The 22949-nt window shown below is 33.3% G+C and carries 23 protein-coding genes; 9 read left to right on the forward strand and 14 right to left on the reverse strand.

Translation table 11 applies throughout. The features are described 5' to 3' along the window. Nucleotide 1: 1 nt before the first annotated feature. Nucleotides 2-574 carry a PhnA domain-containing protein gene (locus tag DPN68_RS04460; RefSeq protein WP_113988450.1) on the forward strand — a complete coding sequence of 191 codons (573 nt, stop codon included), beginning with the start codon at nucleotides 2-4 and terminating at the stop codon, nucleotides 572-574. Between the two features lie 94 nt (nucleotides 575-668). Here DPN68_RS04460 and DPN68_RS04465 read toward each other — a convergent pair whose 3' ends face one another. Continuing rightward, complete coding sequence (locus DPN68_RS04465) at nucleotides 669-1118, reverse strand: YciI family protein (RefSeq protein ID WP_113988451.1); 450 nt, start codon at nucleotides 1116-1118, stop codon at nucleotides 669-671. A 1-nt stretch (nucleotide 1119) separates the two neighbouring features. Then, nucleotides 1120-1587 carry a CYTH domain-containing protein gene (locus DPN68_RS04470; protein ID WP_113988452.1) on the reverse strand — a complete coding sequence of 156 codons (468 nt, stop codon included), beginning with the start codon at nucleotides 1585-1587 and terminating at the stop codon, nucleotides 1120-1122. A gap of 339 nt (nucleotides 1588-1926) precedes the next feature. Between DPN68_RS04470 and dinB the strand changes: the two genes are divergently transcribed. After that, on the forward strand, nucleotides 1927-3033 hold the full coding sequence (dinB, locus tag DPN68_RS04475; RefSeq protein ID WP_113988453.1) for a DNA polymerase IV: 1107 nt from the start codon (nucleotides 1927-1929) through the stop codon (nucleotides 3031-3033). Between the two features lie 37 nt (nucleotides 3034-3070). Here the strand turns inward: dinB and DPN68_RS04480 are convergent, their stop codons facing one another. From DPN68_RS04480 to DPN68_RS04515, 8 genes are all read right to left on the reverse strand, one after another. Further along, the gene (locus DPN68_RS04480) at nucleotides 3071-3607 is read right to left on the reverse strand and encodes a hypothetical protein (RefSeq protein ID WP_113988454.1); all 537 of its coding nucleotides are present in this window, start codon (nucleotides 3605-3607) and stop codon (nucleotides 3071-3073) included. A gap of 3 nt (nucleotides 3608-3610) precedes the next feature. Then, nucleotides 3611-3943: a hypothetical protein gene (locus tag DPN68_RS04485; RefSeq protein ID WP_113988455.1), complete on the reverse strand. Its 333-nt coding sequence runs from the start codon at nucleotides 3941-3943 to the stop codon at nucleotides 3611-3613. A gap of 7 nt (nucleotides 3944-3950) precedes the next feature. Then, entirely contained in the window at nucleotides 3951-4685 is a 735-nt protein-coding gene (locus tag DPN68_RS04490) for a TIGR04255 family protein (protein ID WP_113988456.1), read from the reverse strand. Nucleotides 4686-4767: 82 nt separating this feature from the next. Then, nucleotides 4768-6198, reverse strand: coding sequence for a pyruvate kinase (pyk, locus tag DPN68_RS04495; RefSeq protein ID WP_113988457.1), 1431 nt, complete (start codon nucleotides 6196-6198; stop codon nucleotides 4768-4770). Nucleotides 6199-6203: 5 nt separating this feature from the next. Next, on the reverse strand, nucleotides 6204-6677 hold the full coding sequence (locus tag DPN68_RS04500; RefSeq protein WP_113988458.1) for an IPExxxVDY family protein: 474 nt from the start codon (nucleotides 6675-6677) through the stop codon (nucleotides 6204-6206). Between the two features lie 99 nt (nucleotides 6678-6776). After that, on the reverse strand, nucleotides 6777-7523 hold the full coding sequence (gene rnc / locus DPN68_RS04505) for a ribonuclease III (RefSeq protein ID WP_113988459.1): 747 nt from the start codon (nucleotides 7521-7523) through the stop codon (nucleotides 6777-6779). Nucleotides 7524-7529: 6 nt separating this feature from the next. Further along, on the reverse strand, nucleotides 7530-8783 hold the full coding sequence (gene fabF / locus DPN68_RS04510) for a beta-ketoacyl-ACP synthase II (protein ID WP_113988460.1): 1254 nt from the start codon (nucleotides 8781-8783) through the stop codon (nucleotides 7530-7532). A 185-nt stretch (nucleotides 8784-8968) separates the two neighbouring features. Further along, a complete protein-coding gene (locus DPN68_RS04515) occupies nucleotides 8969-9205 on the reverse strand; it encodes an acyl carrier protein (protein WP_007137004.1) in 237 nt (78 codons plus the stop codon). Between the two features lie 174 nt (nucleotides 9206-9379). Between DPN68_RS04515 and purN the strand changes: the two genes are divergently transcribed. Then, entirely contained in the window at nucleotides 9380-9943 is a 564-nt protein-coding gene (purN, locus tag DPN68_RS04520; protein ID WP_113988461.1) for a phosphoribosylglycinamide formyltransferase, read from the forward strand. Nucleotides 9944-9955: 12 nt separating this feature from the next. Beyond that, nucleotides 9956-10435 (forward strand): ribonuclease HI, encoded by a 480-nt coding sequence (gene rnhA, locus DPN68_RS04525; protein ID WP_113988462.1) that lies wholly within the window; start codon nucleotides 9956-9958, stop codon nucleotides 10433-10435. 1 nt (nucleotide 10436) lies between these two features. Here rnhA and DPN68_RS04530 read toward each other — a convergent pair whose 3' ends face one another. The 3 genes from DPN68_RS04530 to DPN68_RS04540 all read right to left on the reverse strand — a co-directional run bounded on the left by DPN68_RS04530 (nucleotide 10437) and on the right by DPN68_RS04540 (nucleotide 12324). Continuing rightward, complete coding sequence (locus DPN68_RS04530) at nucleotides 10437-10802, reverse strand: hypothetical protein (protein WP_113988463.1); 366 nt, start codon at nucleotides 10800-10802, stop codon at nucleotides 10437-10439. 85 nt (nucleotides 10803-10887) lie between these two features. Next, a complete protein-coding gene (locus DPN68_RS04535; protein WP_113988464.1) occupies nucleotides 10888-11802 on the reverse strand; it encodes a DUF6268 family outer membrane beta-barrel protein in 915 nt (304 codons plus the stop codon). 159 nt (nucleotides 11803-11961) lie between these two features. After that, nucleotides 11962-12324, reverse strand: coding sequence for a hypothetical protein (locus DPN68_RS04540; RefSeq protein ID WP_113988465.1), 363 nt, complete (start codon nucleotides 12322-12324; stop codon nucleotides 11962-11964). Nucleotides 12325-12782: 458 nt separating this feature from the next. On the opposite strand from DPN68_RS04540, the gene DPN68_RS04550 reads away from it, so the two are divergent. Next, nucleotides 12783-13712 (forward strand): PfkB family carbohydrate kinase, encoded by a 930-nt coding sequence (locus DPN68_RS04550; protein WP_113988467.1) that lies wholly within the window; start codon nucleotides 12783-12785, stop codon nucleotides 13710-13712. 80 nt (nucleotides 13713-13792) lie between these two features. Next, a complete protein-coding gene (locus DPN68_RS04555) occupies nucleotides 13793-15691 on the forward strand; it encodes an amidophosphoribosyltransferase (protein WP_113988468.1) in 1899 nt (632 codons plus the stop codon). Nucleotides 15692-16292: 601 nt separating this feature from the next. On the opposite strand, the gene DPN68_RS04560 is transcribed toward DPN68_RS04555, so the two are convergent. Further along, nucleotides 16293-16901, reverse strand: coding sequence for a superoxide dismutase (locus DPN68_RS04560; protein ID WP_113988469.1), 609 nt, complete (start codon nucleotides 16899-16901; stop codon nucleotides 16293-16295). A 107-nt stretch (nucleotides 16902-17008) separates the two neighbouring features. Here DPN68_RS04560 and DPN68_RS04565 point away from each other — a divergent pair, with 107 nt between their 5' ends. From DPN68_RS04565 to DPN68_RS04575, 3 genes are all read left to right on the forward strand, one after another. Then, the gene (locus DPN68_RS04565; protein WP_113988470.1) at nucleotides 17009-20188 is read left to right on the forward strand and encodes a UvrD-helicase domain-containing protein; all 3180 of its coding nucleotides are present in this window, start codon (nucleotides 17009-17011) and stop codon (nucleotides 20186-20188) included. Nucleotides 20189-20213: 25 nt separating this feature from the next. Further along, nucleotides 20214-21407 (forward strand): glycine C-acetyltransferase, encoded by a 1194-nt coding sequence (gene kbl / locus DPN68_RS04570; RefSeq protein WP_113988471.1) that lies wholly within the window; start codon nucleotides 20214-20216, stop codon nucleotides 21405-21407. Between the two features lie 101 nt (nucleotides 21408-21508). Further along, nucleotides 21509-22912 carry an OmpA family protein gene (locus DPN68_RS04575; protein ID WP_113988472.1) on the forward strand — a complete coding sequence of 468 codons (1404 nt, stop codon included), beginning with the start codon at nucleotides 21509-21511 and terminating at the stop codon, nucleotides 22910-22912. Nucleotides 22913-22949 lie beyond the last annotated feature (37 nt).

The following is a 22949-nucleotide window of genomic DNA, read 5'->3' on the forward strand; positions in this document are numbered from 1 at the left end:
CATGAGCATAATAGAAAAAAAATTAAAAGACAGAAGCAATTCCGTTTGCGAAATTAGTGGTGCCGAATATGATTTAGTAGTTTATACCTTGCCACCATTTACAACTGAAAGTGTAGAACATTCGGTTTTATTGACCAAAAACTTAAAAGACCAAGTTGAAAATCCAGAAACTACAAACGAAAACGATTGGAGAAGTTTGTCTGAAAGTATGTGGAGCGAGCATTTACCTGTTCAAATTTTGTCTTGGCGCATGTTAGCCCGTTTGAAAAACAACGATTTGCTAGAGATGATGTATTTAGATGAAGAAGCTTTGGAATGGGCAAAAGCTACTGGCGAAGGCGAAGAGGAAGAAGGTAAAATCATTCACAAAGATAGTAATGGTAATATCTTACAAGATGGTGATTCGGTAGTGTTGATTAAAGATTTGGATGTAAAAGGAGCTAATTTTACTGCAAAACGCGGAGCTGCGGTTCATAATATCAAATTGGTTTGGGACAACGCCGAGCAAATCGAAGGTAGAGTAGAAAACCAACATATCGTAATCTTAACCCAATACGTTAAGAAAACAAAATAATTTTAAAAGCTATTGGTTTATTTTGAAGTTCTAAATTGTCACACTGAGCGAAGTCGAAGTGTTTTTTTAGAATTTTAGTAAACCAATAGCTTTTCTATTTCAATTTACTTCCTTTAGCTGCCCACCACGGAATAGTTTCAACCTCTAATCGTCCTGCTTTTACGGCTGGATCTAGTTTAGCTAAGCTATCGGCTTCTTGTAAGGTTTCTGTATTAAACAAAACAAAACCAGCAACGGTTTCATGTCCTTGACTTGGACCAACAACACTTACTTTTCCTAATTTGTCTAACCAAGTTAAATGTTCCATGTGCTGTTTTTGAATTTCGGCAGCAGTTGTTGCATCTTGGGTGCGATTACTTCCTTTTTTCAATAAAACCAAAAAATATTTTTGCATTACATAAGTGGTGTCGCCTTCTTTGTATTCAAAAATTTCGTGTTTAGTAGTCGGTTTCGGTTTTTCCGCACTAGTTTTCGTAGTAGCCGTTTTGGAATTGGAACATGCCAAAATCATAAAGATTCCAAAAAAAGTTAAAAAGTATCTCATTTTACCAAGTTTTAAAAGGTTTTTGACTCAAATAGGCGTTGTAATAACGAGTATCATTGGTTACTTCCATTCCTAGCCAATTCGGGTTTTCAAAAGTTTCATTTTCTGATTCTAGTTCAATTTCTGCTAGAATTAATCCTTCATTTTCCCCTGAAAAAACATCAACTTCATACAAATGTTTTCCAACCGGAATTTCATAGCGAATTTTATCAATTACACCGGCTTCGCACAAAAGCAACAGTTGTTCGGCTTCTTCCAAGGCAATTTCTTTTTCCCATTCCATCCGACTCATGCCTGAATCCGAACTTTTTCCTTTGATAGTTAAAAAGCCTTTATCTCCTTTGATGCGCACACGAACCGTTCGTTCTGGAACCGAAGACAAATAGCCTTGTACAATTCGGTTTTTGGTACGAAATTCATCTAAAAAAGCTGTTGAGGTGACTAAAAATTTACGTTCAATTTCAATCATGGAAAAGTTTTATTCAAAGGTAAACAAATTCAAGGGCAAGTTCAAAAATCAAGTTCAATTTCAAGAACAAGTTCAATTTCAAAATTCAATAATAATCAAAAATTTAAAGTCTAACTTCTATTTTCTAACATCTTTTTTCTTTTTCAGGAACACAGATTGAAGAAATTAAAAAAATCTTTTGCGACTTAGCGTCTTTGCGAGCATAAAAAATCAGCTTAAATCCGTGTCAGTCGCGTTCTAAAACTTCAAACAAAATCTTTGCGTCTTAGTGTCTTTGTGGCAAAACAAATATCTGAAAATCCAAAATCATTCAATTCCCAAAATAACTAACTTTGTATCATGACCGAATCCATTTCACATCGTAAAATTATTCATATCGACATGGATGCGTTTTATGCTTCTGTGGAGCAAATGGATAATCCGTTGTTGAGAGGGAAACCGTTGGCTGTTGGTGGAAGTGAAATTCGTGGTGTGGTTTCAGCGGCGAGTTATGAAGCTCGAAAGTTTGGTGTTCGTAGTGCGATGAGTGGCGTGCAAGCTAAAAAATTATGTCCGGAAATTTTATTTGTGCCACCACGATTTGACCGTTACAAAGAAATTTCACGAAAAATCAGGAAAATTTTCTTCGAATATACAGATTTGGTCGAGCCACTTTCGTTAGATGAAGCGTATTTGGATGTTACTGAAAACAAGAAAAACGTTCCAAGTGCCACAATTTTAGCGCAAGAAATCAGAAAACGTATTTTTGAGGAAGTGGGTTTAACGGCTTCGGCAGGGATTTCGGTAAATAAATTTGTGGCCAAAATCGCTTCCGATTATAACAAACCTAACGGACAAAAAACGGTAAATCCAGAAGAAGTTGGGGCGTTTTTGGAACAATTGGATATTAAAAAATTCTACGGAATTGGAAAAGTTACTGCCGAAAAAATGTACCAATTAGGCATTTTTACAGGATATGATTTGAAGCAAAAACCATTGGAATTTTTAGAAAAACATTTTGGGAATAGTGCCCAATACTACTACCAAATCAGTCGCGGCATTCACAACAGTGCGGTAAAACCCAATCGAACAGTGAAATCGGTGGGTGCGGAACGTACTTTTTTTGAAAATTTGTCTTCGGAAGTATTTTTGGAAGAGAAAATTATCAGCATTGCTAACGAATTAGAAAAACGATTACAAAAAAGCAAAATAGCAGGAAAAACAATCACACTAAAACTCAAATACTCCGATTTTTCACTGCAAACCCGAAGTAAAACTTTGCCGTATTACATCTCCGATAAGAATTTAATCATTGATGTTGCCAAAGAATTGCTGTATCAAGAGCGTTTGAAAAACTCAGTTCGTTTGTTGGGTTTATCACTAAACAATTTGAACAACCAAGAAAAAACTAAGGAAGCTCCCAAGCAAAAAAGTGTTTCGGTGCAATTGCAGTTTGAGTTTTATTAGAGTGAAAATTTAAGCTGAAAAAACTAAACAATGGATTTCATATTCCTTCAATTATCAAATCTTGAGGTAGACCAACTCGCATAAAATATCGAGCAAAAGCTTGAGATAAATGTTCTCTATATGGAGGGTTAAGTCTTACTCTGTCGCCCAGATTTAAAGCTATTGATTTTAAATTATTGATATTTATACCATAAACATTCCGAAAATCTACAACTAAATAATCCTTGATTTCAAGATTATCATCTTTGTTTAGTATATGGTATCCAGGTAGATGCCCTTTTTTTAAATTCTCAACATGTTTTCTGAATGCTTTACTGCCTTGTTCGGATTCTGGTAGATTGGTTTTAAAATCAGTTAATGTCAATATGGGACAAACCAATACAATCTCAATCTTATTATTTAGTAAATCGCATGATTGCGATAAAATAATTGAATTAATTTGAATTACTTCAACATCATATTCTCCATTTTCTTCAATTGTTATTGGCGGGACAATTATTGGACAATTTGGTATTAAATCCCCTTGTTCAATTATATTTGAATTTGATATTGATTTATACCAATTAAACTCCATAATTTACAATAAATCAATTTTAGGATTGAATTTAGATACTTTTTTTACTCTTGCTAAAATTTTAAAACTTTTAGATTTTTGTAATTTGGAAGTAATATCAAAATTATCAAAATTAACTTCATTCCAAGTGTATATTGATCTTTCAAAGGCTTGACTTTTTTTAATTGTAGTGATTGTATCAATATTTTTAAATGCAACATATACATCTTCTGTAAAATTATTTTTTTTAAAGATATCATCTTTTGTAATAGTAGAAATTACTGCATATCTTTCATGGTTGTTTCTTAACTCGTTGAAAGATTTTATTTCGGCATCAGATATTTGGAAGATAGGCATAACGTAATTATTTAAAAGTGTCGTACAACTCTTTTTTGATTATTGATTTAAAAGTGTCACTGCTCAAATCGTGAGATTCATTTAACCATTTTTTTAAATCTGAAATATTTAAATTTGAAACTAAACTATTTACTTTTGTTTGCAAAATCAATCCTTGGTTGTCGTCATTTAATTTACCATTTGCAATATTTAAAGATAATGAATTATTTTCAATTTTATAATTAAATGTGTAGTTTACTTCGTCAAGTTTCTTTTCAACGTAATTAGGTAAAATATTAGAAGAAATATTAATATTAAAATTATTATTTATAAAATCAATAGAATTATTAATTGAGTTGTCTAACTTTATAAAATCAACATAAATCAAACTGGTTTTTTTTGATAAGTTTTCAAACTTTGGATATATTTTGTTTATATTATCAATTAATGAATTTACCTCATCTCTAAAGTTTTCCCATATGTAAAATTCATCAATAGTGTTAAATGAAATAACACCTGGTCCAATTTGAATTAAAGGATAAGAATTATGATTTTTCCTAAACCTAAAAACGGGGATGGATCTTAATGCCTCGAACGGTATATCAGGTGGTATTAAATTTTCTCTTATAGGAAATGATTCTTTAATCATAGAGTATAAATCACCATGAAGATATTGGAAGTCAATCAAATCATTTTTTGAATTTATATCCCATCTTAATTCAAATACTACTTCAACAAGTGGAGCGTTTGGTAATTTACTCATTTTGATTCCAATTTGAAAGATTATGCAAATATATTAAAATTAATTTTTTTTAGGTTTAGCTAAGAACAATTATTTAAAAATTTCACTCTATTTCAGAAACACGAAGCGTATTTACCATTCCTTTTGCTACAATGGGCATCGCGGCTAGGTTAATTAGCATATCGCCTTGTTTTACATAGCCTTTTTCTTGGCAAATTTGGTTGATGTCGTCTACAGTATCATCGGTACTTACAAACTTGTCATAATAGAAAGCACGAACACCCCAAAGCAAGTTCAATTGCGTTAAAATACGTTTGTTAGAAGTAAATACTAAAATATGTGATTTTGGTCGCCATGCCGAAATTTGGAATGCCGTGTAACCAGAATTCGTTAATGTTGTAATAGCTTTGGCATTGATATCATCAGCCATAATTGCTGCGTGATAACAAATGTTTTTCGTAACAAAACGCTTGGTTCTAATATGTGGCGCACTTTGTGGGACTTTAATTAACGGCGAATCTTCTACGCTTTCGATAATTTTCGTCATGGTTTCAATTACTTGCACCGGATAATTTCCTACTGAAGTTTCTCCTGAAAGCATTACCGCATCAGCGCCATCCATTACCGAGTTGGCAACGTCGTTTACTTCGGCTCTTGTTGGTGTTAAGCTGGTAATCATCGTTTCCATCATTTGCGTCGCCACAATTACTGGAATTCGAGCGGTTTTGGCTCTGTGAATCAATTTTTTCTGAATTAACGGTACTTGTTCCGCTGGAATTTCTACACCTAAATCGCCACGAGCTACCATTAAACCGTCGCAAAAAGCTACAATTTTATCGATATTTTCTACTGCTTCTGGTTTTTCAATTTTGGCAATAATTGGAATTTTATGATCCGAATGTTTGTTAATCAAATCTTGTAAATCTTCTAAGTCTTTTGATGTTCTTACGAATGATAATGCAATCCAATCCACTTTACTTTCAATAGCAAACAAAGCATCTTTAATGTCTTTTTCTGTTAAAGCAGGAAGTGAAACTTTGGTGTTAGGTAAATTCACTCCTTTTTTAGACTTCAATGGACCGCCTTGAATTACTCTTGCTTCTACTTCGGTGTTTTTATCGGTTTTGATTACTTCGAAAATCAATTTCCCGTCGTCCAATAAGATTCTTTCACCAGCATTTACATCTTTTGGAAATTCTTTATAGTTCATGTATACACGAGAAGCAGTTCCCAAAACGTCTTCGGCGGTAGTAAATGTGATGATATCACCTTTGTTTACCATGATATCTTCTTTCATTACCCCAACACGTAATTTTGGTCCTTGTAAATCAGCTAAAATGGAAGTGGTGTAACCAAATTCTTCATTCAGTTCTCTAATGGTGTCGATGCGTTGTTTAACATCGGTATAATCGGCGTGTGAAAAGTTGATACGGAATACATTTACACCAGCATCAATCATGTCTTTGATTACTTCTTTTGTGCTACAAGCTGGTCCTAATGTGGCAACTATTTTCGTTTTTTTATTTGTTGGCATTTTAATTAAAAAATTAAATTGTTTTTAGATTTAAAGTTTTCGATTTCAATTGGATATGCAGTAGTTACAAAGGCTATTTCACTTATTTTTTGAGCCAATTGCACGGCATTGAACTGCGAATCGATGTTTTCAATTTTCAAAATAAAATCGGCTTTTTTGACTTCGGGCAATAAAAACGAACGGGTTTCAATAGCATCGAAAATTCCAACAACAGCTTCATTTTCTTCGCTTACCACGGATTGATTCTCAATTAAACTCCAGCAAACATCTTGCAACTCGTCATCGTATACAAACAATTGGAAGTTACTTTTTCCTTCTTTATTCTTCAATTCGATAGGATGGTCGCATTTGCTTAATTGAATACCGAAAGTTTGGTTCAAAAAATAAGCCAATCGATAATCTTCAATGGAAGCATGAATAGCAACTACTTCATAATTAGCTGAATCAAAATCATCTATTTGAATTTTATGAATTGCCATTGCAGATTTTATTTGCGACAAAGATACTACTTTAAATATGTTTTAGCATTCCAAAAGTAGAAGTTAACGAATTTTTAGCAGCCGAAACCTTTTAGTAAACTAGGATTTTTTATCCATTTTTTCTTGTAAGGCAAAGTAAGCGCGTTGGGCTGCTTTTTCTTCGGCTTTTTTCTTGGAAGTGGCACGACCTTTAGCAATTATTTTCCCGTCAATCACTAATTTTACACCAAAATATTTCTGATTTTCCATGCCATTGTCTTCGAAAATATCAAACAAAAATGATTTTTTCTCCTTCTGACACCATTCAATAACCAAACTTTTGTAGCTGATTACTTTTCCTTCCAATTTTGGAATATCAACATAGGGTTCAATTACTTTTTTATGAATGAATTTTTCACAATAGATAAAGCCTTTGTCGAGATAAATAGCACCAATAAAAGCTTCGAAAATATTCCCGAAGATGTTTTCTCCAAAATGCTGCGGATTCACTTTGCTTTCTAGAAATTGGATGAGGTTTAAATCTCTACCCAATTCGTTCAAATGTTCTCTACTTACAATTTTTGAACGCATTTTGGTTAAATAACCTTCATCACCCGTAGGAACTTCATTGTAAATATGTGCTGCAATTACACTTCCTAGCATGGCATCACCCAAAAATTCCAAACGTTCATAATTAAAGGGATTGCCTTTTTCGTCTAATTTGTTGGAAGAACGATGCGTGAACGCTTTTTTGTAATATTTTAATTCGGTAGGTTTAAAACCAAGTATTTTGTAAAGTTTATCAAAAAAAATCCCGTCTTCTTCAGAGCGGGAATTTTTTGTTATTTTTTTAAATAGGCGACGCATGCAATCTTAGTTCTCAAATTTTTTGAATAAAACACAAGCATTATGACCACCAAATCCAAAAGTATTACTCATGGCTACTTTAATTTCACGTTTTTGCGCATGATTTAAAGTTAAGTTTAATGATGGGTCAATGTTTTCGTCTACCGTAGTATGGTTAATCGTTGGCGGCACTAAACTGTGTTGCATAGCTAAAATAGAAGCAATTGCCTCAATAGCACCAGCAGCACCTAATAAGTGACCCGTCATCGATTTAGTTGAATTAATGTTGATGTTTTTTGCGTGTGCACCAAAAACATGACTAATTGCTTTTAATTCGGCAACATCACCAAGTGGCGTTGATGTTCCGTGTGTATTGATGTGATCTACGTCTTCTGGTTTTAACCCAGCATCACGCAAACAGTTTTGCATTACGGCAATAACGCCAATTCCTTCTGGGTGTGGAGCCGTTAAGTGATACGCATCCGAAGATAAACCACCACCACCAACTTCACAGTAAATTTTTGCACCACGAGCAATCGCGTGTTCGTATTCTTCTAAAACCAAAGCGCCAGCACCTTCACCTAAAACAAATCCGTCACGTGTAGCGTCGAATGGTCTTGAAGCGGTTTCCGGTGTTTCATTTCTTGTTGATAAAGCTTGCATGGAGTTGAATCCGCCCATTCCAGCAATAGTAACTGCTGCTTCAGAACCTCCAGAAACAACAACATCACACATACCTAAACGAATGTAATTGAAAGCATCTACCAATGCATTCGCAGAAGAAGCACATGCAGAAACTGTAGTATAATTTGGTCCCATAAAACCATTTCGCATTGAAATGTGTCCTGGAGCAATATCAGCAATCATTTTTGGGATAAAGAATGGATTAAAACGTGGCGTTCCATCACCAGCTGCGTAATTCATTACTTCATCTTGGAAGGTTTGTAAACCTCCAATACCAGCACCCCAAATTACTCCTACGCGGTGTTTGTCCACATTTTCTAATGAAATTCCAGCATCTTTAATTGCTTCATCACTTGCTACAATGGCATATTGAGCAAATTTATCCATTCTACGAACTTCTTTTTTGTCGATGAAATCTTCTACATTGAAGTTTTTGATTTCGCAAGCAAATTTAGTTTTGTGCTTTTCAGTATCGTAGTAAGTAATAGGGGCAGCACCACTTTTACCGTTTTTTAAACCGTCCCAATATTCTTGAAGGGTATTTCCAATAGGCGTTAAGGCTCCAAGACCTGTAACTACAACACGTTTTAATTGCATAGACTAGAATTTTATGTTATATAAAAAAACCCAAAGTGCTTTTAATGAAAACTAAAAGAAACAATGGGTATTACATATTTTATAAGTGATGATTGTAATACAATCAATGTTTAAATCTTAAAAAGACTTCAGTACATTAAAATAATAAAACATCCATGAAGCGAACCTCATGGATGCATTAGATATTATTTCTTAGCCTCTTCGATGTAAGAAATAGCTTGACCTACAGTAGCAATGTTTTCCGCTTGATCATCTGGAATTTGAATATCAAATTCTTTTTCGAATTCCATAATTAGCTCAACAGTGTCTAATGAATCAGCTCCTAAATCGTTAGTGAAGCTAGCCTCTGTTACAACTTCGTTTTCGTCAACACCTAATTTGTCTACGATAATCGCTTTTACTCTTGATGCAATGTCTGACATAATCTTTAATTTTTAATTTAATTTGTTGGCAAAAATAAAAAACTTTATTTTAAAACAACATTATTGTTACTAAATGTGACTACGAAAATAAAAAAAATAATTCATAAAGACGTCTTTTTTCTATTTTTTACCAATAATTATTCTTTTTTTTGTACTGTAATTATTCTGATACTAATGAAAAAGATAGCGATTTTTGCTTCTGGTAATGGCTCTAATGCCGAAAATATCATACAATATTTTAAAAATTCGAATCAAGGAACGGTAGTCGCGGTTTTTTCAAACAATTCTAATGCCAAAGTAGTTGAAAAGGCAAAAAACCATCAAATACCAGTGGTGGTTTTTCCTAAATCGGAATTAAACGCAGGATTTGTCTTACATGAATTACATCGGTTTCAACCTGATTTGATTGTTTTAGCTGGATTTTTACTAAAATTTCCTGAATTCATCTTGAAAGAATATCCAAAAGTGATTAATATTCACCCAGCGTTATTGCCAAAATATGGAGGAAAAGGAATGTACGGTAACCATGTGCATCAAGCAGTTTTGGAAAACAAGGAAAAAGAAACTGGAATTACTATTCATTATGTAAACGAACATTACGATGAAGGCGAGTTCATTTTCCAAAAAGCCGTAAATATTGAAGATTGCAAATCACCAGAAGAAATTGCACAAAAGGTTCATGAATTGGAACAGCGCTATTTTCCAGAAATAATAGAAAAACTAATCCCTAATATCTAAATCCCTTTTTACTTGTCTCACGAAGTCCACATATATACAGACGGTGCCGCCAAGGGGAATCCTGGTCCGGCTGGCTATGGCGTAGTCATGGAAATGGTTGGAACTCCGTATAAAAAAGAATTTTTCGAAGGTTTTAGATTATCAACCAATAACCGAATGGAATTATTAGCGGTGATTGTAGGTTTGGAAAAATTAAAAAACCCAAAGACAAAGGTTTTAGTCGTTTCCGATTCCAAATATGTGGTGGATGCAGTAGAAAAACGCTGGGTATTTCAGTGGGAAAAAATCAACTTCAAAGCCAAGAAAAATCCTGATTTATGGATTCGTTTCCTAAAAATATACCGCCAACACCAAGTCGATTTTCAATGGGTAAAAGGACACAACAGTCATCCACAAAACGAACGTTGCGATGAGTTAGCGGTTATGGCTTCCCAACAAGAGAAATTATCTATTGACGAGTTTTACGAAAGAGAAGAAGGTAAGTTGTTGTAGATTATTCTTTTGGTTTATAGATTCCAATAAATAATGATACAAAACAGAAAAAAAGATAAGGTATAGAGCTTTTTAAATACAAATTTATATCAATAATTCCTTCATATATAGTCTTCCAATAATACCAAATTAGCATTGGAATTATAATAAATAACAGAGAATATCTTTTTTCGGATTTTAAAAACCAAAAGATAAATAACAAATTAACAGCAATGTAGATTAAATATGTATCAAAAAAATAGCCTTCTGATATAAAATTATTTAATCCACTTCCTAATGATTCGCTTGGTCTTCCGTTGTAAGAAACTTGAATAAAGTAGAAAGAAATAATTAAGCCAATTAAAGTTAGTTTTTTAAAATATTTCATTTGTAGTTTTTAACAAGTCTACAGATTTCTCTCAAAACATATTTTTCAAGGCATAAAAAAAGGAGCTTTTCAGCTCCCTTATTGTTTATTCATCTTTTTTAGCTTTCGTCAAATCAAATCGGTAAATGGCATCAAAACCTAAATACAAGGCTGAATCAAATTCTGAGTTGAATCGAGTTCTTTTGTCAGTACTTAAAGGGAATGTTAACACTTGAACGCCAACTTTTTCGTTACTGTCAAAAACCCCATAATCAGTAGTGTCAAAACCAATCTTTCCTCTCAAAATAATCGAATTTTCCATTAAACCCAATGCTGCATAAAAAGCAAAACGAATAGATTCTTCTTGAACATAAGCATTTGAATTAAATTCCGATAAATTATAAGATTTAATTGATGTTAATAAATCAGATCCAACGCTGAAGTTTTTAGTAAGTGCATAATTAGCATCCATTCGAATTGGTAAAGTAGCATTGATGTAAAACTTACTGTCTTTTGAACGGTGCCATAAACCAACAATCGGAGTTAAGGTAGCACCATGGTTTTCTGTAGAGCTATACAAACCAAACTTAATTTTAGACGATTCGTTGTATTGGTAATCAAGAATCGCTAAAGCACCAATTTGAAAATCGTTTGAACCAATGTTGTCAAAATCAGAAGCAATTTTTGGAAGTAAAACATATGTTCCAGACCATTTTTCTGAATGTTGGTATTTAAATCCTAAATTCAATCGCGTCATGGTCAAGCTTGTTCTTTCAGCGTTTTCTGCTAAATTTAATCTTGTGTTTTCGGCAGTTAAACCCATAAGAAGAACAAATTTTTCAGAAAGTTGTTTCGGATAATACAATTCAAAGTTGGTGTTGTTAACACTAGTTTCGTAATCGTCCTCAATATTACCTAAGGTAGTGTTATTTACAGAAAGCTTTACAATATCAACGTAGTCCTGAGAATAGATAAAGTTAATACAAAGTAAGAAAGCGAGTAATAATTTTAATTTTTTCATAAAAAAATTTTAGGGTTAGCTTTCAAAAATACTATTTATTAAATTTAAATGTTAAAAAAATATTAATTAATTAATTTTATGACTACCATTAAAAATATTTATGAACGGGTTTTCCATTTCATTTTTGCAAAAAGAGAAATAAAAAATCAAGATGGTTTTCTAATAAGTTCTTCGTTGCCACCAGTAAAACAATAATCCGCCAATTAAATACAACCCACCATCAATAGCATCTGCTGTGTAACGTGTGTTGACTTTTGGCAAATAAACCTCAAAAAATACAATGTAAAAAAGCACCATCATTAGGCATTGTAAAAATGATAATTGGAATTTCGGGTTGTTGTGAATTTTTCTAATGCTCCATAAACAAATGCTAAGTACAATTGGAAGTGCAACCAAATCGTTAAAGTGATTGTTTATCAGTTTTGGTAAGATTATTTTGTTTTTTTGAAGGAAATATACTGTTGCGGCACTCAATACCAAAGTTATAAAAATCAAAAAGGAATAATTCTTTTGTTTTTTCATTAGGCTGAAATAGCTGCGGCCAACCAAGCTAAAAAGCTCCCAATAGCCATAATTACAATCCAAACCGAATATAGTGCTGAAGCTAAAATGCGAACCAACCAAAAACGGTGATGAAGCAACTTGTAAAAAAAAGTGCTTTTAGTTTCAAGATGTTCTTTTTTTAACTGTTCACTGAACGCTTTCTTTCTTTTTTCAACGCTTTTTTTTCGAAGAAGTTCGGGGTTAATCAATGCGCCGCAATTGGAACAGTAATCCAAATTTCGATTAAATGTTCCGCAGGAACTGCATTTTATTAATGATGTAGTACTCAATTGTTGGGTTTTCTACAAATTTACAAAAAATAGCGCAAAATTATATTGTTAAAAGCCATTTAAACTTTTATCCCGAAGTTTCGGAATTTAAACTTTTAAACTTCTAAACAAAAACTTATCTTTGCACCTTATTTCAAATTTACATTGATGAACAAATTATTGATCGTAGGAACAGTAGCTTTTGATGCTATTGAAACGCCTTTCGGAAAAACAGATAAAATTTTAGGCGGAGCCGCAACTTACATAGGTTTAGCGTCTAACTTTTTTAATGTTGATGCAGCTATTGTTTCGGTAGTAGGAGAAGATTTTCCAAAGGAATATTTAGATTTATTAGAAAACAAAGGAGTAAATATAGAAGGCATCGAAATCGTAAAAGGTGGAAAAACCTTCTTTTGGAGTGGAAAATACCACAACGATTTAAATTCTCGCGATACTTTAGTTACCGAATTAAACGTTTTGGCTGATTTTAATCCAGTAGTTCCACAAGCCTATAAAAATTCAGATGTAGTTTTATTAGGAAACTTACACCCAATTGTACAATCTGGAGTTTTAAACCAAATGACCGAAAGACCAAAATTAGTGGTTTTGGATACGATGAACTTTTGGATGGATTGTGCCTTACCAGAATTATTAGACGTTATCAAACGTGTTGATGTAATCACAATCAACGATGAAGAAGCGCGTCAATTATCAGGAGAATATTCTTTGGTAAAAGCGGCAGCTAAAATTCATACAATGGGACCAAAATATGTGGTAATCAAAAAAGGAGAGCACGGAGCATTATTATTCCATAACAAAGAAGTTTTCTTTGCTCCAGCGTTACCATTAGAAGAAGTTTTTGACCCAACAGGTGCTGGTGATACTTTCGCTGGTGGTTTTGCAGGTTACATTGCACAATCAGAAAATATTTCATTCGAAAACATGAAGAATGCAATTATTTATGGTTCCAATTTAGCATCATTCTGTGTTGAGAAATTTGGAACAGAAAGAATGGAAACTTTAAATAAAAAAGAAGTGAATGCGCGTTTGCAACAATTTAAAGCCTTAACGCAATTTGAAATAGAATTAGAAGAATAAAAACGTGCCTCGAAATTTCGGGGCATTTTTTGTTTCAAAAAGAATAAGAATTACAACAACCTACAACAACACAACAACTTATGAGTGACGCTATACAACACGAATGTGGAATTGCATTACTAAGATTAAAAAAACCGTTAGAATTCTATAAAGAAAAATACGGTACGGCTTTCTATGGTGTACAGAAAATGTACTTACTTATGGAAAAGCAACACAACCGCGGTCAAGACGGAGCTGGATTAGCAAGTATCAAATTGGATGTAAATCCAGGAGAACGATACATCAGCCGAATCCGTTCTAACGATCCACAACCTATCAAGGATATCTTCGCTCAAATTAACGACAGAATCAGTCGCGAGTTAGAAGAACATCCAGAATATCAAAACAACGTAGCGCTTCAAAAACAAAACATTCCTTACATAGGAGAAGTGTTTTTAGGTCACGTTCGTTACGGGACTTTTGGTAAAAACAGCATCGAAAGTGTTCATCCATTTTTACGTCAAAACAATTGGATGCATCGCAATCTAATTGTGGCAGGTAATTTCAATATGACCAATGTGAAAGAGTTGTTCCAAAACTTAATTGATTTAGGACAACATCCAAAACAAATGGCCGATACCGTTACCGTAATGGAAAAAATTGGGCATTTTTTAGATGATGAAGTTACCGAATTATACAAACAATGCAAGAACGAAGGCTATTCTAAACAAGAAGCTTCGCCAATTATCGGAGAACGATTAAATGTGCAACGCATTTTAGAACGCGCTTCAAGAAATTTCGATGGAGGTTATGCAATGGCTGGACTTTTTGGTCATGGCGATTCGTTTGTATTACGCGATCCTGCCGGAATTCGTCCTGCGTATTTCTATGAAGATGATGAAATTGTAGTAGTGGCTTCAGAACGACCAGTAATTCAAACGGTTTTCAATGTTGCTTTCGAAAAAGTACAAGAATTAACTCCAGGAAGCGCAATCATCATCAAGAAAAATGGAAATGTTTCTATTGAAGAAGTAAGAACACCTGTAATTAAAAAGGCTTGTTCGTTTGAAAGAATTTATTTCTCTCGCGGAAGTGACGCTGAAATTTATCAAGAGCGTAAAGAATTAGGAAGATTAATTTTTCCAAGTGTTTTACATGCAATAGATAACGATACAGATAATACGGTTTTCTCTTTCATTCCAAATACGGCTGAAACTTCATTTTACGGTATGTGTGAAGCGGCTCAGGATTTTCTAAACCAACGAAAAGCCAAAATGATTATTGAGCAAAAAGACACCTTGACTGAAGACACCTTGAAGGAATTACTTTCAGTAAAAATTAGAACAGAGAAAATTGCGATTAAAGATGCTAAATTAAGAACGTTTATTACCGAAGACAGTAGTAGAGACGATTTAGTAGCTCACGTTTATGATGTAACGTATGGAGTAGTAAAACCAACAGATAATTTGGTAATTATTGATGATAGTATTGTGCGAGGAACTACCTTGAAACAAAGTATTATTAAAATGATGGACCGTTTGCATCCAAAGAAAATCGTCGTGGTTTCATCAGCACCTCAAATCCGTTATCCAGATTGCTACGGAATTGATATGGCGAAATTAGAAGGTTTAGTAGCTTTTAGAGCGGCTTTGGATTTACTGAAAGAACGCAATTTATATCATATTGTAGAGGAAGTATACCAAAAGTCGAAAGCACAAGAAGATTTTAGTGATGCTGATGTAGTGAATTATGTAAAAGAAATTTACGCACTTTTCACCGATCAAGAAATTTCAGATAAAATTGCCGAAATGCTTACACCTGAAAACACAAAAGCTGAAGTAAAAATCATTTATCAAACGGTTGAAGATTTACATATTGCTTGTCCAAAGAATTTAGGCGATTGGTATTTTACAGGAGATTATCCAACCGATGGAGGAAATCGAGTGGTAAACCGTGCTTTTATGAATTTCTACGAAGGGAAAGACGCACGTGCTTACTAAAAACGCATTTTGTCGATTTTTTCAATTCGTTTAACAATTTTTTTATAGGAATACAAAATCCCACCATACTTTAGCTCTACCAGAAAATTAGTAGGTTAAGTTTTATGGTAGATTTGGGGCAAAAAGGGTACGCAATGCGTGCCTTTTTTATTTTCCAATAAGCCGTTTTTTTATACAAATAAACCTATCTAGTGCATTTCAACGACTTTTTCATTCGTTTAACAATTTTTTTATGCTAGCATAGTATATCGCCATACTTTAGCCTCACCAGAAAATTAGTAGGTTAAGTTTTATGGTAGATTTGGGGCAAAAAGGTGAAAGTAATTTCACCTTTTTTTTATGTTTTTTAAAATTACCCATCAAGAAAACATTCAATTCTAAGTAAAATGCATTTCGTCGATTATTTTGACGATTCAACAATTAAATTATTCGCTATGAAATTATCACTATACTTTAGCCCTACCAGAAAATTAGTAGGTTAAGTTTTATGGTAGATTTGGGGCAAAAAGGGTGAAAGAAATTTCACCTTTTTTATTGGGTTAGAAATAAAAAAAAGCAGAAGTGAAAACTTCTGCTTTTTGTTTTTATGTAAAAGAATTAATTATTTTGATTCCGCAAAACGTTTTGCTACTTCTGTCCAGTTAATTACATTGAAAAAAGCTTCCACATAATCAGGACGACGGTTTTGATAGTTTAAATAATAAGCATGTTCCCAAACATCAAGTGCTAAAACAGGTGTCCCACCACATCCAATGCCTGGCATTAAAGGGTTATCTTGATTTGCCGAACTGCAAATTTCTAATTTTCCACCTTTGTGTACACATAACCAAGCCCATCCTGAACCAAAACGCGTTGCTGCTGCTTTTGCAAATTGAGCTTTAAATTCTTCAAATGATTTGAAATCTCTTTCAATAGCCTCAGCTAATTCACCTGATGGTAAACCGCCACCGTTTGGAGACATAACTTTCCAAAACAAATTGTGATTATAAAAACCACCACCATTGTTTCTAACAGCTGCGTTATTTGGGTCTAAATTAATTAAAATGTTTTCAATATTTTTCCCTTCCAAATCAGTTCCTGCAATTGCAGCGTTTAAATTTGTAGTGTAAGCATTGTGATGTTTTGAATGGTGAATTTCCATTGTTCTTGCATCAATATGTGGTTCTAATGCATCGTATGCATAAGGTAATTGTGGTAATTCAAAAGCCATAATATTTTATTTTTAGATTAGTAATATTTTCACCAAATTTACAAATTAAACTTCGTAATTAAAAATAGATAGTTTTTATACCACTATTATTAAGACAAATATAACATTTGAACACAACAGCTTTTACCATATATGACGCTTCGGCTGGTTCAGGAAAAACCTATACGCTAACGAAAGAATATTTAAAAATTCTTTTCTTAGCTACGAATGATGATGCGTATCGAAAAATTCTTGCCATTACTTTTACTAACAAAGCGGTGGAAGAAATGAAAAGTCGAATTGTTTCCAGTTTGTACGAGTTTTCCATTGATACTACTTCCGATAAAGCGATGGAATTGCTAAAAGATGTTGCTTCGGAAACCAAATTAAGCATCGCTACTTTAAAAGATAAATCGAAAGCCATCATCAAAAATATCATTCATAATTATGCTGCTTTTGATATTTCTACGATTGATAAATTCACGCACAAAGTTATTAGAACGTTTGCACAAGATTTGAATTTACCCCCGAATTTTGAAGTGTCTTTGGAAACCGATTCACTTTTGCAAGAAGCCATCGACTTGGTGATTTCTAAAGCTGGTGATGATGTAAATTTGACCAAGTTATTAATAGAATTTTCAAAAGAAAAAACCGACAACGATAAAAATTGGGATATTTCTGCCGAATTATTAAAAGTTGCCCAATTGATTACTAACGAAAACAATTCGGAAGAAATCAAAGAAATGGCAGATAAGAGTTTGGATGATTTTGGCGTAATCAAAAAGAAATTACAGGAAGAAATTAAGCAAATAAAAGCCGAAACTAGCGAAGATGGAAAAAAAATCAAGCATTTTATTGAATCAAATGGTGCGAGTTTAAGTTCTTTTCCAAAGTATTTCAATGATCATTTGAATAATATTGAGTCAAATCAGTTGAAAGATACTCAAAAAAAATATTTTTCTCCTGATGATATTAAGATTTTAAAATCGGCTAAAGATGTTGCCATTATTGAATCAATTATTGATGAAATCGTTTTACAATTAAAATCGATTTACGATAAGTTAGGAAAAGTGGCTATGTACGAAGCTTTTCTGCAAAATCTAAATCCACTTTCACTTTTAAATACGATTTATCAGGAATTCAAACAAATTCAGGAAGAACAAAACTTAGTTTCGATTTCCGATTTTAATAAAATCATTCATAACGAAATTCAAAACCAACCAGCACCGTTTATTTATGAGCGTTTGGGCGAAAAATACCGTCATTATTTTATCGATGAATTTCAGGATACTTCGGTAATGCAATGGCAAAATTTGATTCCATTAATCGACAATGCACTTTCTGGTCAAGACGATTTTGGTCAACAAGGAACATTAATGTTGGTGGGTGACCCAAAACAAGCGATTTATCGTTGGCGCGGTGGAAAAGCCGAACAATTTATTGATTTAGCAAAAGAAGATAAAAAGCACAATCCATTTTCAAATAAAGACAAAGAAACGCTTCGTTTAGGAACTAATTACCGTAGTTTTAGTGAAGTTATTCAGTTCAATAATGCTTTTTTCAAGCAATTATCTGATAGATTTGAAAATCCAGACTACAGAAATCTATACGAAAACCTTTCGCATCAAGACATTAATTCAAAAAATGGTGGTTATGTGAATTTGTCGTTTATTGAAGTTCCAGAAGACGAAACTGAAGTCGAAGGTTTTGATTCGGACAACGATTCGATTTCGGTAAAAGATAAATTTTACTTGAATCAAACCTTAAAAACCATTGAAAAATGTATTGCTAACGGATTTGAATACAAAGACATCGTTTTGCTTACAAGGACCAAAGCACCTGGAATTAAATTAGCGAATTTCTTAACCGAGAATAGCGTTCCAATTTTATCCTCGGAAACCTTATTGATTCAAAATGCGACCGAAGTGAAGTTGTTGATTGCGTTGCTTCGTTATTTGAAAAATCCAAAAGACGACGAATCGAAAGTCTATTTCTTGTATTTCATTGCGAAATATTTACAATCGGAAGTAGCAATTCACGATTTCATTTTGGTTGCCAAAGATAAGAATTCGGAAGAATTAGAATCGTTTTTAAAAACCATTGGAATTGAAATTTCGTTCAAAAATTGCAAGAAAAAATCGTTGTATGAAGCAGTGGAAATTTTAATTGCGACGTTTTTAATTGACAAAGTGAATACTTCTTATTTGCAATATTTCTTGGATTTGGTTTTGGAAAAAGATGTAAAAGTGCAATCGAGCATTGCAGATTTCTTGGAGTATTGGGATAAAATTGGGTACCAAAAAAGTATTCCGTCACCAGAAGGAACCAATGCCGTTCGTATCATGACGATTCATAAATCGAAAGGTTTGGAATTTCCGGTTGTGATTTTTCCGTTTGCCGAAGAAGATTTTTCAAGAAAAATTAAAGAAAAATTATGGATTCCGCTTGAAGATTCAAATATTGATTTACCAAAAGCGTTAATTAATAACAGAAAAGAAGTGGAAAGTTACGGGAACGAAGCTAAAACTATTTTTCAAACCAAAAATCAAGAAGAGGTTTTAGATACGATTAACGTTTTGTACGTGGCTTTAACGAGAGCTGAAGAACAATTGTATGTGATTTCAAATAAATTATTGACCAAAAAAGGCGATTTGGTTACCAATAATTTATCTTATTATTTTATAGAGTTTTTACAGAATTCAGGCAAATATGAAGATACAAAATCGGAATACGAATTTGGAAATCCAATGCGAATTTCAACTAACAAAGCTCACGAAGGCAAAAACAATCAAATTGGAATTGTTACCCATAAATTAAACCCAAAAAACATCAAAATTGCACAACGTGAGGCTTTAATGTGGGGAACCATTCAGCAAGACGCGATTAACTTTGGAAATATCTTGCATGAAATTATGGCGTTTATTCATACTAAAGAAGATGTAGATTTAGCCATTCAAAAAGCAACTGAATTGGGATTGATTACGTTTTCTCAGCAACAAATTTTCAAAGAAACGATAGCTAATATTGTGAATCATAAAGAATTGATTTCGTTTTTTGATGCTAATGCAAAAGTATTCAACGAGCAAAACATAATTAAAAAAGCCACAAAAAACAGTAAACCTGATAGAGTTGTAATTAAAGATAATGTGGCGTATTTGTTAGATTATAAAACAGGAGAAAAGCACCATAAACACAGAGCACAATTAGAAGAATATGAATTGGCTTTACAAGAAATGAAATATACAGTTGCAAAAAAAGCACTTATATATATAGGAGAAAGTATAGAAATAGTAACTTTGCAACCATAAACCAATAACTACAAACAGCAATAATATGTACGGAAAAATCCAACAATACCTACAAAACGAATTAAATACGATTCAAGAAAACGGATTATTTAAAAAAGAACGCATTATTACGTCACCGCAAGGAGCAGAAATTACGATTTCGACAGGAGAAACCGTTTTAAATTTTTGTGCGAATAATTATTTAGGATTGTCATCACATCCAGAAGTTGTTCAAGCTGCTAAAGATGCTTTAGATTCACATGGATTCGGAATGTCATCAGTACGTTTTATTTGTGGAACTCAAGATATCCATAAAGAATTAGAACAAAAAATCGCAAATTTCTACGGAACAGAAGATACAATTTTATACGCAGCCGCTTTTGATGCAAATGGTGGAGTTTTCGAACCTTTATTAGGTGAAGAAGATTGTATTATTTCTGATAGTTTGAATCATGCTTCTATTATTGATGGTGTTCGTTTGTGCAAAGCAGCACGTTACCGTTACGAAAACAACAACATGGAAGACTTAGAGCAACAGTTAATCAAAGCAACTGAAGCTGGTCACCGTTTTAAATTAATCGTAACCGATGGAGTTTTTTCAATGGACGGATTAGTAGCGCCATTAGATAAAATTTGCGATTTAACAGATAAATATGATGCTTTGGTTATGGTGGATGAATGTCATGCTGCTGGTTTCATTGGCGCAACAGGTAAAGGAACATTAGAAGCTAAAGGCGTAATGGGAAGAGTAGACATCATCACTGGAACTTTAGGAAAAGCTTTAGGTGGCGCTATGGGTGGTTATACAACTGCTAAAAAAGAAATTATTGAAATTTTACGTCAACGATCACGCCCGTATTTGTTTTCTAATTCATTAGCGCCATCAATTGTTGGGGCTTCTTTAAAAGTTTTTGAATTATTAGAAAAAGATACAACGCTTAGAGATAAATTAGAATGGAATACCAATTATTTCAAAGCAGGATTAAGAAAAGCAGGTATTGATTTCATCGATGGCGACTCTGCAATTGTACCAGTAATGTTATATGATGCTAAATTATCGCAAATTATGGCAGAGGAATTACTTAAAAAAGGAATTTATGTTATAGGATTTTTCTTTCCGGTTGTTCCTAAAGAGAAAGCTCGCATTAGAGTACAACTTTCAGCGGCACACACTCAAGAGCATTTGGATAAGGCAATAAATGCGTTTGAAGAAGTCGCAAAAATGTTAAAAATCATTTAAATGCATATTTATACTACATTTTTTTAACAAAACTTTTTGTATTTAAAAAAAAATAGTATTTTTGCTCAGATTATAAAGTATTGTAATTAAATAAATAAAGTATGAAACATCTAAACAAATTATTTGCTGCTGCATTAATGTTTGCTGGTTTAACATCGCAAGCACAAGATGGCAACAACCCATGGGCAGTGTCTTTTGGGGTAAATGGGGTCGATACCAAAGTAAGTGCTGTTGGTAACGATAGTCCAAAATGGATTCAATTAGCTAATGCTAATGATAATTGGAATTTATTACCATCAGTTTCTTATGCTGGAGTTTCCAGATATGTAGGTGACGGATTTTCATTTGGTCTTAATGGTTCTGTGAATAGAATCACAAGATGGGTAACAAGAGTTCCAGGTACTCAATCTACAGATATGGTTGTTAATCCTGGAGATTTGTCTTATTATGGAATTGATGCTGTAGTTAAATATAGTTTCCAAGAAATGTTAAAGTCTAAGTGGCTTGATCCATCATTAAATATTGGTGGTGGTTATACTTTCTTTGGTGATGCATCAGCAGGAACGGTTAATGGAGGTTTAGGCTTAGCTTTTTGGTTAACAGATCAAGTGGGTATTTCGTTTCAATCTACTTACAAACATTCGTTTGATGATAATAGAGTAGCTAATATGGATGTTCCTTCACATATTCAACATTTCGCTGGTTTGACTTTCAAGTTTGGAGGTAAAGATACTGATGGAGATGGTATTTTTGATAAAGATGATGCTTGTCCTGATGAATTTGGTTTAAAAGAATTTCAAGGTTGTCCAGATTCAGACGGAGATGGTATAGCTGATAAAGATGATGCTTGTCCAAACGAAGCAGGTCCAAAAGAATTAAACGGTTGTCCTGATACTGATGGTGATGGAATTATTGATTCAGAAGATGCTTGTCCAACTGAGCCAGGAACTAAAATTATGAATGGATGTCCTGATGCTGATGGTGACGGAGTTGCTGATAAAGATGATGAGTGTCCAACAGTTGCGGGTCCTAAAGAAAACAAAGGTTGTCCATGGCCAGATACTGATGGTGACGGTGTTGCTGATAAAGATGATGCTTGTCCAACAGTTCCTGGTACTGTAGCAAATAATGGTTGTCCAGAAGTTTCTGATGACGCTATGAAAAAATTAAACGAATATGGTAAAACTATTTTGTTTAATTCTGGTAAGGCTTCTTTCCAAAAACAAACTATACCTGTTTTAGAAGCTATGACAGCTATCTTAAAAGAGTATCCAACTGCTAAATTCTCTTTAGAAGGACACACTGATAGCGATGGTGCTGAAGCTATGAACCAAAAATTATCTGAAGAAAGAGCTGCTGCGGTTAAAAACTTCTTAGTTGAGAATGGTATTGCTGCTGACAGATTAACTTCTAAAGGTTTTGGTGAAACTATGCCAGTAGATACAAACAAAACTGCAAAAGGTAAAGCTAACAACAGAAGAGTAGAAGTGAAATTAGTTAAATAATTTCTTTCTAAAATATATTAAGAAACGTCCCGATTTA

The organism is Flavobacterium tibetense (assembly GCF_003293845.1).
Taxonomy (GTDB): Bacteria; Bacteroidota; Bacteroidia; order Flavobacteriales; family Flavobacteriaceae; genus Flavobacterium; species Flavobacterium tibetense.

Excerpts from the sequence above, each read along its gene's own strand:
- DPN68_RS04530 (WP_113988463.1), bottom strand. The coding sequence starts at position 10,802 with ATGAAATATTTTAAAAAACTAACTTTAATTGGCTTAATTATTTCTTTC.
- DPN68_RS04540 (WP_113988465.1), bottom strand. The coding sequence starts at position 12,324 with ATGAAAAAACAAAAGAATTATTCCTTTTTGATTTTTATAACTTTGGTA.
- DPN68_RS04550 (WP_113988467.1), top strand. The coding sequence starts at position 12,783 with ATGAACAAATTATTGATCGTAGGAACAGTAGCTTTTGATGCTATTGAA.
- purN (WP_113988461.1), top strand. The coding sequence starts at position 9,380 with ATGAAAAAGATAGCGATTTTTGCTTCTGGTAATGGCTCTAATGCCGAA.
- DPN68_RS04515 (WP_007137004.1), bottom strand. The coding sequence starts at position 9,205 with ATGTCAGACATTGCATCAAGAGTAAAAGCGATTATCGTAGACAAATTA.
- DPN68_RS04575 (WP_113988472.1), top strand. The coding sequence starts at position 21,509 with ATGAAACATCTAAACAAATTATTTGCTGCTGCATTAATGTTTGCTGGT.
- DPN68_RS04535 (WP_113988464.1), bottom strand. The coding sequence starts at position 11,802 with ATGAAAAAATTAAAATTATTACTCGCTTTCTTACTTTGTATTAACTTT.
- DPN68_RS04555 (WP_113988468.1), top strand. The coding sequence starts at position 13,793 with ATGAGTGACGCTATACAACACGAATGTGGAATTGCATTACTAAGATTA.
- DPN68_RS04480 (WP_113988454.1), bottom strand. The coding sequence starts at position 3,607 with ATGGAGTTTAATTGGTATAAATCAATATCAAATTCAAATATAATTGAA.
- DPN68_RS04500 (WP_113988458.1), bottom strand. The coding sequence starts at position 6,677 with ATGGCAATTCATAAAATTCAAATAGATGATTTTGATTCAGCTAATTAT.
- DPN68_RS04470 (WP_113988452.1), bottom strand. The coding sequence starts at position 1,587 with ATGATTGAAATTGAACGTAAATTTTTAGTCACCTCAACAGCTTTTTTA.
- DPN68_RS04460 (WP_113988450.1), top strand. The coding sequence starts at position 2 with ATGAGCATAATAGAAAAAAAATTAAAAGACAGAAGCAATTCCGTTTGC.
- kbl (WP_113988471.1), top strand. The coding sequence starts at position 20,214 with ATGTACGGAAAAATCCAACAATACCTACAAAACGAATTAAATACGATT.
- DPN68_RS04485 (WP_113988455.1), bottom strand. The coding sequence starts at position 3,943 with ATGCCTATCTTCCAAATATCTGATGCCGAAATAAAATCTTTCAACGAG.
- DPN68_RS04490 (WP_113988456.1), bottom strand. The coding sequence starts at position 4,685 with ATGAGTAAATTACCAAACGCTCCACTTGTTGAAGTAGTATTTGAATTA.
- rnc (WP_113988459.1), bottom strand. The coding sequence starts at position 7,523 with ATGCGTCGCCTATTTAAAAAAATAACAAAAAATTCCCGCTCTGAAGAA.
- pyk (WP_113988457.1), bottom strand. The coding sequence starts at position 6,198 with ATGCCAACAAATAAAAAAACGAAAATAGTTGCCACATTAGGACCAGCT.
- dinB (WP_113988453.1), top strand. The coding sequence starts at position 1,927 with ATGACCGAATCCATTTCACATCGTAAAATTATTCATATCGACATGGAT.
- DPN68_RS04465 (WP_113988451.1), bottom strand. The coding sequence starts at position 1,118 with ATGAGATACTTTTTAACTTTTTTTGGAATCTTTATGATTTTGGCATGT.
- fabF (WP_113988460.1), bottom strand. The coding sequence starts at position 8,783 with ATGCAATTAAAACGTGTTGTAGTTACAGGTCTTGGAGCCTTAACGCCT.
- DPN68_RS04560 (WP_113988469.1), bottom strand. The coding sequence starts at position 16,901 with ATGGCTTTTGAATTACCACAATTACCTTATGCATACGATGCATTAGAA.